Raw genomic sequence first — 11,759 nt, forward strand, 5'->3', positions numbered from 1 at the left:
TCCGCCCCCACCTGCCATAAAAGACGCAATCGAACACATATTGATAATGATGCCCGCTTGTCGTTCCACCATCTTGGCTAAATAATGGCGAGTAATAGCAACGGTTGCAAAGAAATTGGTCTGAAAAACATCTGCTATTTCGTCATCTGATATAGCCAGCAAGGGCTTGTAAGCATCGAGAATACCTGCCGTATTGCATAGGATATCCACATCAGGCACAACATCAAAAAGCGCAGCTAAATTCTCTGTGATATCCAACTGCAAAAAATGAAAATTCTCTTCTTGAATATCAGGGGCTTCTGATTTGTCAACCCCATAAACTGCGCAGCCATTTTTCAAAAAAAGACGAGCTTGTGCCAGTCCAATGCCAGAACTGACGCCTGTGATAAGCACCTTAGTCATGGACTTCCACCCAATCGGTCGCTAAAACGTCACAAGGGGTCGGTGACCACGTAGAAAAGCCCTCGCCCTCACCAGAAACGTTGATGAGGAAATAAGGGGTCACTGGCAAAGCCACACCGTTTTGCTCAATGCTGTCAAACAATTGCACGTAGTTTTCGGCACCGCCCCAGCCTGTACGCACGTATTTTTTCTTCGCTTTTAATCCTGGTAAAATCTCTTCAAAAGTCATTTTTCTCTCCTTGTTGTTACTATATCTAGTATATCAAAAAACGAGCCCGTAAGCTCGTTTTGACGAATGGTTAGGCTCTTCCTAACAACTTTTTCACTGCTGTAATGGCTTTATGCAATCTAGGGCGTGGGTAATAACGGAAAGTCCCCATTTTACGGACAATATAACCATTGAAATTTTGTTTGAAACGAAGGACACCATCACTACCGTCGAAAACACCTTGAATACCAAGGAAGTTATAAAAGGTAATGCCACGTTTAATAGCTTCTGTCATGACGTGCTCTTGCAGTACTACTGGTGCGTAGAATTTGTTAAATTCGGTGTAAGAACCGCTGAAAAGGTAAACCGCTTCTTGTGGTGTGTAGATAAAGAGACTACCTGCCAAGACCACATCTTCTGAACCGTGCTGAGCAATCAAGTCCTTAGCTTCCTTGATACGAACGTCAAAAGTGGCAATTTGCTTATCCAACTGCGCTTTTTGTTTGTTAACCTTAGCTGAGTTGACCCCGTCAGCAATTTTTTGATTTAAAACCGCTAACTGAGCCGCAATATCATCATAACCTTCTTGAAGGTTGTTTAGATAATCTTTAAAATTCAAAGTCGCAATCATAAATTCACAATTATCCCCAAAACTATCATAAAAGTCCTCATAATAATCTAAAGGCTTGTCTTGATAATCGCGTCTTGCTGATGTGGAAGCTGTGATTTCTTTAAAAATAGACAATTCATCACGTTTGAGGCGACGCACCTTGATACCGAAAGAATTGGCCTTATTAACCAAAGGGCGTCCTTTTTTACTGAAGGAGTTGCGTAGCGTTTCAGGTGTCAAGCCTGTCAAATCCTTGACATAATGCCAATCTGGTTCACCATCAGGGTAGCCCGTCTGCAAACCATCATAGTGATAGCCAAGGTCTGTCAAATCTGTAATCAATTCTGGTCTTTCATCGTCGTTGGGATTGCCATGGGTATCAAAACTTTGATAAATGTCATAAGGTTTGACAATCAGCTCCAAGGCGCCATTTTCCTTGGCGTAGGCTTGTAATTCCCGATAAAAGTCTGAAAGATAGGCTGGGTCCTTAGAAGCTGGACCTGAATTGATTTCCATGTGAAGCCCACCTGTCATCGCCTTGCTATACAAAATGCCAGCCACCTGGATAGCTCCGTCTGCCTCCAAACCTAAAAAAGTCACCTCAAACCCACGTTTTTCAAGTAAATCTGCCATTTCGACAGACTGCATAAACGAGCGTTCTTTAAAAGAAGCACTCATTTGTTCGTAATCCGCTCTGGATAAAATCGTTAAACTCATCTGTTTTTCTCAATTCTATTCGTTTTTTCAGTTAAAAGTCCCTTAAAATCTAGCAAAGGAAACTTAAATGAAAATAAACTGTCATTTCTTGAAAGGAGTTTCATTCCTCAACAAACAAATACTCAGCCTCTGATTTGAGGCTGAATATTCTGCTCTCTTAGCCAATTTGGCTGCCGTTTGGAACACTTGGATTCACTGTTAAAACAGTTAAATGGCCATCGTGTTCAGCTGATAAAATCATTCCTTGACTGAGCAAGCCCATCATTTTCCGTGGTTTCAAATTAGCTACGATTTGTAATTTTTTTCCCACTAATTCTTGTTCGTTTGGATAGTATTTCGCGATACCTGAAAGGATTTGACGGTCTTCACCATCACCGGCATCCAAGCGGAATTTCAAGAGTTTTTCAGAGCCTTCAACTTTAGACACTTCTTTGACTTCAGCGACACGGATTTCAACCTTGTCAAAATCATCAAATTTAATGGCTTTTTTCTCATTGTTAAGTTCAACGTCTGCTGGGTCCCATTCTTTTTCTTCGGCAACAACTGCACCAGCTCCCATGTTGGCTTTGATGTAGTCAATTTCTTCTTCCATATCAAGACGTGGGAAGATTGGTGTTCCTTTAGCAACTACTGTGATACCTTCTGGGAAACCAGCCAAGGTCAAGTTTTCAAGGTCAAAATCATTGCCAAGACCAAGTTGTTCCATGATAGCATCTGAGGTGCTCATCATAAATGGTTGGATCAAGTGAGCCACCACGCGCAGACTAGCCGCCAAATGTGCCATTACAGCTGCCAATTCATCGCGTTTAGCCTCGTCTTTAGCAAGAACCCAAGGCGCTGTTTCGTCAATGTATTTATTAGTACGTGAGATGATGTTCCAAACAGCTTCCAAAGCACGTGGGTAATCAACTGCGTTCATTTGTTTGTGGTATTCTGCGATATTTTCTGCCACGACAGCCGCCAAATCCGCATCAAAGGCTGTCACATTTTCCACATAAGTTGGAACCTTACCGTCAAAATATTTGTTAATCATGGCAACGGTACGGTTGAGCAAGTTTCCAAGGTCATTTGCCAACTCATAATTGATACGTCCAACGTAATCTTCAGGCGTGAAGGTTCCATCTGAACCGACTGGAAGAGAACGCATGAGGTAATAACGAAGTGGGTCTAAACCGTAACGTTCTACCAGCATTTCAGGGTAAACCACGTTACCTTTTGATTTAGACATTTTACCGTCTTTCATGACAAACCAACCGTGAGCAATCAAGCGTTCTGGCAATTTCATGTCCAACATCATCAACATAATTGGCCAGTAAATAGAGTGGAAACGCAAGATATCTTTACCAACCATGTGGAAAACAGTACCTTGGTTCCAGAATTTGTCAAAGTTGGCATGATCTTCTTGGTCGTAACCAAGAGCAGTCACATAGTTCAATAGAGCATCAATCCACACATATACCACGTGTTTTGGATTAGATGGCACTTTGACACCCCATGTAAATGACGTACGGCTCACAGCCAAATCTTCAAGACCAGGTTCAATGAAGTTTTTGATAATTTCGTTCATACGACCTTCAGGCTGAATAAAATCAGGGTGAGCATGGAAAAAGTCAACCAAGCGGTCAGCGTATTTGCCTAAGCGAAGGAAGTATGACTCCTCAGAAACCCACTCAACTTCATGACCAGAAGGGGCAATACCACCAATGACTTCCCCTTTTTCGTTACGGAAAACTTCTTCTAATTGGCTTTCTGTGAAAAATTCTTCATCTGAAACTGAATACCAACCTGAATATTCGCCCAAATAAATGTCATCTTGTGCCAACAATTTTTCAAACACATCAGCCACCACTTTTTCATGGTAGTCATCTGTTGTGCGGATAAATTTGTCATAAGAAATATCAAGCATTTCCCACAATTTTTTAACGTCAGCAGCCATGCCGTCAACGTAAGCTTGTGGCGTGATACCTGCTTCTTCTGCTTTTTGTTGAATTTTTTGACCGTGTTCGTCAAGTCCTGTTAAATAAAAGACTTCGTGGTTCATCATGCGTTTGTAACGGGCTAAAACGTCACAAGCAATTGTCGTGTAAGCTGAACCAATGTGAAGCTTACCTGATGGGTAGTAAATCGGTGTCGTAATGTAAAAAGGTTGTTTACTCGTCATTTTCTTTCCTTTCAAATCGAAGCTAATGAAACTCCTTTATTGATAACACCTCATTATACCACATTTCTGTGACCCCTTATAGCGTAAATCAATCAGAATAATCAAATTTATCGCTGGATGGGGGATTTTTTGGTAGAATAGCAGGTAGCAAAGTATAGAAAGAAGACCTGTTTTACCTTATGAAATTAATCTCATGGAATATCGACTCGCTTAACGCTGCCTTGACCAGCGATTCTGCACGCGCCGTTTTGTCACGCGCGGTTATTGATACCTTAGTCGCGGAAGAAGCTGACATCATCGCTATCCAAGAAACCAAATTGTCTGCCAAAGGCCCAACTAAAAAACACCTGCAAATCTTACAAGACTATTTCCCAGATTATGAAATCGCTTGGCGTTCGTCTGTTGAACCTGCTAGAAAAGGCTACGCTGGTACCATGTTTCTTTACAAAAAGGGCTTAAACCCAAGTATTTCTTACCCTGAAATTGATGCCCCTGACACCATGGATTGTGAAGGACGTATCATCACCCTTGAATTTGAGCACTACTATGTTACCCAAGTTTATACGCCAAATGCTGGGGATGGGTTAAGACGCTTAGCCGATCGCCAAATTTGGGATGAAAAATACGCAGATTACTTGACATCATTGGACCAAAAGAAACCTGTTTTGGCAACTGGCGATTACAATGTTGCCCACAAGGAAATTGACTTAGCTCACCCAAGTGCCAACCGTCGTTCACCTGGTTTCACAGATGAAGAACGTTCAGGCTTTACTCATTTGTTGGCTAAGGGCTTTACCGACACTTTCCGTTATATTCATGGCGACATTCCAAATGTCTATAGCTGGTGGGCACAACGCAGCAAAACCAGCAAAATCAACAATGCTGGCTGGCGGATTGACTATTGGCTCACATCAAATCGCATTGCCGATAAAATCGTCAAATCTGAAATGATTGACTCAGGCGCTCGCCAAGATCACACCCCAATTCTTTTGGAAATTGATTTGTAAGCATAAAAAATACCTCAGAGATGCTGTTCTCCGAGGTATTTTACTTATTCAAATAAATCACGGTAAGACTTACGGTGACCCAGTTGCAAGACACGATTGTCCTTGACTAGTACGGGACGCTTAATCAACATGCCGTCTGAAGCCAGCAACTCAGCCGCCTCATCAATGGAAAGACTATCAACCTTATCTTTCAAGCCCAAAGCGCGGTAAGCCTGACCGCTGGTGTTGAAAAAGTTCTTTATCGTGTAATCGGACTCTTGCATCCATTTCTTTAGTTGCTCTGCTGTGGGTGTATCCACCGTCAAATCAACTGCCTTAAAATCCACTCCTAATTTCTGTAATTCTGCTTTAGCACGACGGCAAGTACTGCATTTTGGGTATTCATAAAATGTTAACATCATGTCCTCTTTTCTAAAACGTGACCCCTTCATGGGATAGAAGCCAACGTTTCCGCTCTAGTCCTCCAGCATATCCCGTTAACTGCCCTTGACTTCCTAAAACCCGATGACAAGGAACAAAGACAGACAAAGGATTTTTTCCGACAGCACCACCGACTGCTTGGGCAGATGCACACTGGATTTTTTGGGCAATTTCCCCATAAGTCATCGTTTTTCCATAAGGAATCTCCCTCAAAACCTGCCACGCGCTTTGTTGAAAAGCCGTTCCTTGGGGAGCTAAAACCACGTCCTCAGCTTTAGGATTTTCACCAGCAAAATAAGCATCTAACCACGCTGTTGCATCTGCTAAAAAGATAGAATCACCCTCCACAATCGCTTGGTCGCGGTAGCCATTTTCAAAATACTTTTGCCCGACAAAGTAGCATCCCAGCAAGCCACGCTCATCTGCCAACAAACTGATAGTTCCCAAGGGAGAAGGGTAATAGCTTCGCATCAACATCGTCAGTGCCTTTCCAAATGCTAGAGGTTTAACTAATTTCATTATAGCAAAAAGCGGTGGGAAGGAAAAACAAAAGCCCCTATCACCCACGCGAGGTAATAGGGAACTGGCTTTATTTTTTGGTAATTAAGCGCACACGAACGATGTTGTCGCTGGCTTCAAAGGTTGCTACCAAATCATCAATTTTCGCTTTGTCTGTTTCGTCCAAATCAAGCAAAGTATATGCGTACTCGCCTTTTGAACGGTTAATGATATTGTCAATGTTAATGCCTAGGTTAGACACGGCGGTTGAAATTCTCGCCACGATATTTGGCACATTTTTGTTAATCAAGGTAATGCGATAAGGCGCCGTCAAAGCCTGATGCACATTTGGGAAATTCACAGAATTGGTGATTTCACCTGTTTCCATAAATTGACGAATTGTTTTACCAGCCATAATCGCACAATTCAACTCAGCTTCTGCCGTTGAACCACCAACGTGTGGGAAAACCGTGATTTTATCTTTATTTAAAAGCTCTTCTGTCCCAAAATCAGTGATATAGCGTTTAACAACGCCAGTTTCAATCGCATCAAAAAGTGCAGCATTATCCACCAATTCACCACGGGCAAAGTTGATAATCACAGTTCCCTTTGGCATCAAGGCAAAGGCTTCGCTATTAAAAGTGTGACGGGTTTCATCAGTCAAAGGCACATGAACAGTGATGTAATCCGCATTGGCAAAAATCTCTTTCACATCGTCCACGCGTTTGACATGGTGTGAAATATTCCAAGCCGTTTCAATAGACACATAAGGGTCATAGCCCATGACATTCATACCTAGACGTTGAGCGTAGTTGGCAATGCGACCACCAATGGCACCAAGTCCAATGACACCAAGGGTTTTACCTGAAATTTCACTACCTGCAAATTGTTTTTTGCCTGCTTCAACTTGTTTGGGAACGTCATCACCTGACAAGGTATTGACCCATTTATTTGCAGCAATGTAATCACGCGCAGACATCAAAAGAGATGCTAAAACAGCTTCTTTGACGGCATTGGCATTGGCACCTGGGGTGTTAAAAACCACAATCCCTGCTGCCGTTGCCTCGTCAATCGGAATATTATTCGTACCAGCACCCGCACGCGCAATAGCTTTGAGATTATCTGGAAATGTTGTCCCGTGCAGATTTTGGCTCCGCAAAATATAAGCATCAGGATTATCTGCCAAATCACCATCTACCTGAAAATGATTGCCTAATTCCTTTAGACCCACTTGATTGATATTATTAAACGTTTTAACACTATAGACCATAGACTTCACTCCAAGGCTGCAGGCAGCCTCCCTTTTCTCTTATTTGTTACAAACTATGGTGGTCCGCCTCATCAACTTCTTGATAAAAGGCATTCTCAGCCTTAGTTTTGATTTTTTGATAAGCTAGACGTTCCCCATCAACAGGGACTTTTCCACAATAAACGTAACCGAGTTTTGTCAAAATATGCTGCATAGCAAGGTTTTTCTCGTGGGTATCGCAACGAAAATCATGCCCTTTTGTCCCTTCAATCAAGCCTTGAAGAAAGGTTTGAGCGACTTTTTGCCCTGTCACGCGCGATAAGACCGCCACACGGTGAAAGGTGACGTATTGGTGATTGTTGTGCTGCCAATGACCATCGTAAATCTTTTCATAAGCAGGTTCAACCCCAATCACCACCGCAGCATGGGCAACAATTTCCCCATCCAATAAGCCTACATAAGCTTGACCAGCTAAAATATCATCATAAATGGTATTTTCATCAGGGTAAGTCCCTTGCCACTGGTTGCTACCACTTGCAGCTAATTGCTTTCTAGCATCCTCAATTACTCGCATGATTGGTGTCACTTCATTGGGAAAAGCTTGTCTAATCTCCATTTTATTACCTCTTTTTTATTGATATACACCTATTGTATAACATTTCTGCTGTAAAAAGGGCATTAGTTAGATTTATTTTCAGCTTCAAATTGCTTCATAAAGGCAATCAAATCCACCACACCTTGACGTGGGAATGCGTTGTAAAGACTTGCACGCATGCCTCCAACTGAGCGGTGCCCTTTGATGTTTTTAAAGCCAAGCGCTGTCGCTTCTGCCACAAACTGCGCATCCAATTCTTTACTTGGTGTCACAAAAGGAACATTGGCAACAGAACGTTGGGCTGGATTTTTAACAGGATTGGTGTAAAAATCAGACTGGTCAATGAAATCGTACAAAAGTCCTGATTTTTCACGATTGGCTTCTTCCATTTTATCCACACCACCAAAGGCCTTGACCCACTCAAAAACCAATTTTGAAATGTAAATGCTATAAGCTGGTGGGGTATTGTAGAGCGAACCTGCCTCTGCTTGGATGCGATAATCCAGCATTGATGACAAAGTTGGCTCGTCGTTTAGGAAATCTTCGCGGATAATCACCACAGTCACACCTGCAGGACCAATGTTCTTTTGAGCGCCTGCATAAATAACCGCAAAATCTTCCACATTGTAGCGCGCAGCTAAAATATTAGACGACATATCAGCGACAATCGGCACACCATTGGTATCAGGAAGGTCATAAATGGCTGTTCCCTCAATGGTATTGTTGGTTGTGATATGCACATAAGCGGCTTCTGGATCAATGGTTTTAGGGTCAAATGTTGGAATATGGTCATACACCGTATCCTCAGACGATGCCAACAAAACAGGCTCAAAAGGAATGGTTTTGGACAATTTTACAGCTTCTGCATAAGCTTTTTTCCCCCATGATCCTCCAACGAGATAGTACGCTTTACGCCCCTTTGCTAGATTCAAAGGCAGCATTGTAAATTGCGTTGATGCACCACCTTGAAGAAACAGTACCTTATAATTATCAGGAATCGCCATCAATTCACGCAACAAGCGTTCTGCTTCTTTAATAATGTGGTCAAACTCTTTGGAACGGTGGGACATTTCTAAAACACTCATGCCGCTACCTTGGTAGTCAAGCATTTCACGCTGTGCTTGTTCAAGCACGGGTTTTGGCAACACTGCAGGACCTGCAGAGAAATTGTAAATTGTCATAAAAATACCTCCGTTATAATTGTTATAAATTATAGCATAATATTCTGAATTTTGTAAAGATTTTTAAGATTTTTACTCAAATGATTTATAAATAATCATGTTATAATGATAACGAAGGACTAGAAAAGGAGTTTTCATGATTATTAAAGAATTTTGTGCAGAAAATACCACACGCCTTAACCAGCTCGATGATACGATTAAACGCGTTGAATTGTGCGATAACTTAGCCGTTGGCGGTACGACTCCCTCTTATGGGGTTATCAAGGAAGCAGCGCGCTATCTCCATGAAAAAAGCATTGCCCTAGCCACTATGATTCGTCCGCGTGGAGGGAATTTTGTCTATAATGATAGTGAATTGCGCATCATGGAAGATGATATTTTACGCGCGGTGGAATTAGAAAGTGATAGCTTGGTTTTTGGATTGTTAACCGAGGACAACCTCATTGACCAAGACGCTATTGAACAACTCTTGCCAGCAACACAGGGCTTGCCGCTAGTTTTCCACATGGCTTTTGACCATATCCCACTTGATCAACAAACAGAAGCCATTGACCAATTGGTGGACTTAGGCTTCACGCGTATTTTGACACATGGGTCTGCTCAAAATAACCCAATTACTGAAAACATCACCCACTTGAAAGACTTGGTTGAATATGCTGACGGTCGCATTGAAATCATGATTGGCGGTGGCGTGACAGCAGAAAACTACCAAGATTTGATTAAACAAACGGGTGCCCAAGCCGCCCACGGTACTAAAATCATGGCCTAAAAGCCAAAAATGAGGACTTAGCCGTCCTCGTTTTTTTGATTAGAGAGCATCTCTGCCCTTTTCGCCTGTCCGAATGCGAATCACCTCATCAACTGGAATGATAAAAATCTTCCCATCGCCGACATCGCCTGTCCGAACAGTCTGGCAGATACTACTCACCACATCATCCACCAAAGCATCGCAAACCACGATTTCCACCTTAACTTTTGCCAATAAGGTTGGCACAATTTTTTGACCACGAACATATTCCGCAAATCCACGTTGCTTGCCGTGGCCCAAAACCTGACTGACAGTCATGCCATTGGTCAGATTCTTCTTAGACAGGGCATCCTTTAAATCTTCCAAGCGGTCTGCTCGAATAATGGCTTCTACTTTTTTCATAATGTCACTTCCTCGCTTTTATTAAGAATCCAATCCCATGAAGGTTGGGTAGGCTGTTTCTTTATGCTCAGCATCATCAAGACCAATTGCTTCCAAACGTTCTTCCACACGGATGTCCATAAAGAGCGAAATGACTTTGATAATCACAAAACTTGCTACCGCTGACCAAACAATTGTAAAGATAATAGCAGCTACTGTGACCAAAAGCAAGTGAGCATTGCCATAAATCAAACCAACATTATGCGAATCAAGAGCCAATTCTGGCGTTGTGAAAATAGCTGTTGCTAGACCACCAAAGATACCACCGATACCGTGACAACCAAAGGCATCCAAGGCATCATCATAAGCTAATTTTGGTTTCAAAACAGAAATAGCAAAGTAACAAATAGGACTCACACAAAGACCAATGATAAGAGAACTCCAAGTTGATACAAAACCTGCCCCTGGTGTGATCGCAACAAGCCCTGCTACCAAACCTGTTGACGCGCCTACAAGTGAGAAACGACCCGCCATGATTTTTTCAACAATCATCCATGATAATAGGGCTGATGCTGCTGCGATATGTGTTGTGATAAAAGCATGAACCGCAAGTCCATCTGCTGCAAGAGCTGACCCAGCGTTAAAACCAAACCAACCAAACCAAAGGATACCAGCTCCTAAAAAGACAAATGGTACGTTGTGAGGACGGTATTCCAAACGATGATAGTCACGACGTTTACCAAGCATCAAGGCTAGAACCAAACCTGACACCCCTGACGTGATATGAACCACATCGCCACCAGCAAAGTCAATGGTTCCCCATTTAGCAAGAAGCCCTTCATCCCAAACCATATGAGCAAATGGGAAATAGACCAATAAGAGCCAAAAAACAATAAAGATAATCAAAGCACTAAAACGCATACGCCCTGCAGCTGCCCCTGTTAAAATGGCAACCGTAATAATCGGAAACATCATTTGAAATGCTGCAAATAAGGCATCTGGAATTTCTAGACCACGTGTGCTTGTTGTTTCACTGACACCATTTAGAAAGACATGGGACAGATTTCCGATGATATCCCCTTTTCCACCAAAAGAAAGAGAATACCCACAAACAATCCACATCACTGACGCCAGAGCAATCGGCAAGACACACATCATCATCGTGTTGATGACATTCTTACGCCTCCCTAAGCCACCATAGAAGAAAGCCAGACCCGGTGTCATAAGAAAAACCAAACTCGCGCAAATAATGATAAACGCTATACTTCCTGAATTCATATCCTATCTCCTTTACTCTCTTTACCACGACTTTTGGATAAAAAGCCACTTCCTAAAGATGTCAACCTCAATGACTTGAGTTATTATGTTAGATAATATAACACTAAGTTTTCCTAAAAGCAATACTTTTTACAAAAATTTTCTAAATTTTCTGTATTTATAACCTAGAATGTTACTTGTTTTTAAGACAAACGACTATCTTTTCTCAAACAAAACCGCTTTTTCTTCCACTTTTCCCCAAATACATCTGATGTAAGCTTTTACCCGAAATGTTTGTCGTTAGATTATGTCATATTTTATAACA

At 42.1% G+C, this 11,759-nt stretch carries 13 protein-coding genes; 2 read left to right on the forward strand and 11 right to left on the reverse strand.

Annotation, left to right across the window (positions count from 1 at the left end):
* The 4 genes from B3R79_RS02150 to metG form a co-directional block, all read right to left on the reverse strand.
* The coding region (locus tag B3R79_RS02150; RefSeq protein WP_293693484.1) for an SDR family NAD(P)-dependent oxidoreductase at positions 1 to 402 on the reverse strand (402 nt) is incomplete at its 3' end.
* Positions 395 to 631 carry a DUF2829 domain-containing protein gene (locus B3R79_RS02155; protein WP_154455406.1) on the reverse strand — a complete coding sequence of 79 codons (237 nt, stop codon included), beginning with the start codon at positions 629 to 631 and terminating at the stop codon, positions 395 to 397. The genes B3R79_RS02150 and B3R79_RS02155, both read right to left, overlap by 8 nt.
* Positions 632 to 701: 70 nt before the next feature.
* Positions 702 to 1,937 carry an aminoacyltransferase gene (locus tag B3R79_RS02160; RefSeq protein ID WP_293693486.1) on the reverse strand — a complete coding sequence of 412 codons (1,236 nt, stop codon included), beginning with the start codon at positions 1,935 to 1,937 and terminating at the stop codon, positions 702 to 704.
* A 157-nt stretch (positions 1,938 to 2,094) separates the two neighbouring features.
* Positions 2,095 to 4,098 (reverse strand): methionine--tRNA ligase, encoded by a 2,004-nt coding sequence (gene metG, locus B3R79_RS02165; RefSeq protein WP_154455408.1) that lies wholly within the window; start codon positions 4,096 to 4,098, stop codon positions 2,095 to 2,097.
* A 179-nt stretch (positions 4,099 to 4,277) separates the two neighbouring features.
* Between metG and B3R79_RS02170 the strand changes: the two genes are divergently transcribed.
* Positions 4,278 to 5,105 carry an exodeoxyribonuclease III gene (locus B3R79_RS02170; protein ID WP_293693487.1) on the forward strand — a complete coding sequence of 276 codons (828 nt, stop codon included), beginning with the start codon at positions 4,278 to 4,280 and terminating at the stop codon, positions 5,103 to 5,105.
* 44 nt (positions 5,106 to 5,149) lie between these two features.
* Here the strand turns inward: B3R79_RS02170 and B3R79_RS02175 are convergent, their stop codons facing one another.
* The 5 genes from B3R79_RS02175 to serC form a co-directional block, all read right to left on the reverse strand.
* Positions 5,150 to 5,503 (reverse strand): arsenate reductase family protein, encoded by a 354-nt coding sequence (locus tag B3R79_RS02175; protein ID WP_235280668.1) that lies wholly within the window; start codon positions 5,501 to 5,503, stop codon positions 5,150 to 5,152.
* Positions 5,504 to 5,516: 13 nt separating this feature from the next.
* Complete coding sequence (locus tag B3R79_RS02180) at positions 5,517 to 6,002, reverse strand: methylated-DNA--[protein]-cysteine S-methyltransferase (protein WP_293693494.1); 486 nt, start codon at positions 6,000 to 6,002, stop codon at positions 5,517 to 5,519.
* Between the two features lie 112 nt (positions 6,003 to 6,114).
* Positions 6,115 to 7,293 (reverse strand): 3-phosphoglycerate dehydrogenase family protein, encoded by a 1,179-nt coding sequence (locus B3R79_RS02185; protein WP_168260458.1) that lies wholly within the window; start codon positions 7,291 to 7,293, stop codon positions 6,115 to 6,117.
* Positions 7,294 to 7,339: 46 nt separating this feature from the next.
* Complete coding sequence (locus B3R79_RS02190) at positions 7,340 to 7,888, reverse strand: GNAT family N-acetyltransferase (protein ID WP_154454582.1); 549 nt, start codon at positions 7,886 to 7,888, stop codon at positions 7,340 to 7,342.
* Positions 7,889 to 7,950: 62 nt separating this feature from the next.
* Positions 7,951 to 9,048 carry a 3-phosphoserine/phosphohydroxythreonine transaminase gene (gene serC, locus B3R79_RS02195; RefSeq protein ID WP_154454581.1) on the reverse strand — a complete coding sequence of 366 codons (1,098 nt, stop codon included), beginning with the start codon at positions 9,046 to 9,048 and terminating at the stop codon, positions 7,951 to 7,953.
* A 136-nt stretch (positions 9,049 to 9,184) separates the two neighbouring features.
* Here serC and B3R79_RS02200 point away from each other — a divergent pair, with 136 nt between their 5' ends.
* Positions 9,185 to 9,817 (forward strand): copper homeostasis protein CutC, encoded by a 633-nt coding sequence (locus tag B3R79_RS02200; protein WP_293693488.1) that lies wholly within the window; start codon positions 9,185 to 9,187, stop codon positions 9,815 to 9,817.
* Positions 9,818 to 9,856: 39 nt separating this feature from the next.
* Here B3R79_RS02200 and B3R79_RS02205 read toward each other — a convergent pair whose 3' ends face one another.
* Together B3R79_RS02205 and B3R79_RS02210 are read right to left on the reverse strand one after the other, a co-directional pair.
* Positions 9,857 to 10,198, reverse strand: a complete 342-nt coding sequence (locus tag B3R79_RS02205; RefSeq protein WP_154454579.1) for a P-II family nitrogen regulator — start codon at positions 10,196 to 10,198, stop codon at positions 9,857 to 9,859.
* A gap of 21 nt (positions 10,199 to 10,219) precedes the next feature.
* Positions 10,220 to 11,455, reverse strand: a complete 1,236-nt coding sequence (locus tag B3R79_RS02210) for an ammonium transporter (protein ID WP_154454578.1) — start codon at positions 11,453 to 11,455, stop codon at positions 10,220 to 10,222.
* Between the last annotated feature and the right edge of the window lie 304 nt (positions 11,456 to 11,759).

The organism is Streptococcus sp. UBA3373 (genome assembly GCF_002360305.1).
GTDB lineage: Bacteria > Bacillota > Bacilli > Lactobacillales > Streptococcaceae > Streptococcus > Streptococcus alactolyticus.

What these genes read in the sequence shown, in the direction of transcription:
- B3R79_RS02155 (WP_154455406.1), bottom strand. Translation starts at nt 631, where the DNA reads ATGACTTTTGAAGAGATTTTACCAGGATTAAAAGCGAAGAAAAAATAC.
- B3R79_RS02160 (WP_293693486.1), bottom strand. Translation starts at nt 1,937, where the DNA reads ATGAGTTTAACGATTTTATCCAGAGCGGATTACGAACAAATGAGTGCT.
- metG (WP_154455408.1), bottom strand. Translation starts at nt 4,098, where the DNA reads ATGACGAGTAAACAACCTTTTTACATTACGACACCGATTTACTACCCA.
- B3R79_RS02170 (WP_293693487.1), top strand. Translation starts at nt 4,278, where the DNA reads ATGAAATTAATCTCATGGAATATCGACTCGCTTAACGCTGCCTTGACC.
- B3R79_RS02175 (WP_235280668.1), bottom strand. Translation starts at nt 5,503, where the DNA reads ATGTTAACATTTTATGAATACCCAAAATGCAGTACTTGCCGTCGTGCT.
- B3R79_RS02180 (WP_293693494.1), bottom strand. Translation starts at nt 6,002, where the DNA reads ATGTTGATGCGAAGCTATTACCCTTCTCCCTTGGGAACTATCAGTTTG.
- B3R79_RS02185 (WP_168260458.1), bottom strand. Translation starts at nt 7,293, where the DNA reads ATGGTCTATAGTGTTAAAACGTTTAATAATATCAATCAAGTGGGTCTA.
- B3R79_RS02190 (WP_154454582.1), bottom strand. Translation starts at nt 7,888, where the DNA reads ATGGAGATTAGACAAGCTTTTCCCAATGAAGTGACACCAATCATGCGA.
- serC (WP_154454581.1), bottom strand. Translation starts at nt 9,048, where the DNA reads ATGACAATTTACAATTTCTCTGCAGGTCCTGCAGTGTTGCCAAAACCC.
- B3R79_RS02200 (WP_293693488.1), top strand. Translation starts at nt 9,185, where the DNA reads ATGATTATTAAAGAATTTTGTGCAGAAAATACCACACGCCTTAACCAG.
- B3R79_RS02205 (WP_154454579.1), bottom strand. Translation starts at nt 10,198, where the DNA reads ATGAAAAAAGTAGAAGCCATTATTCGAGCAGACCGCTTGGAAGATTTA.
- B3R79_RS02210 (WP_154454578.1), bottom strand. Translation starts at nt 11,455, where the DNA reads ATGAATTCAGGAAGTATAGCGTTTATCATTATTTGCGCGAGTTTGGTT.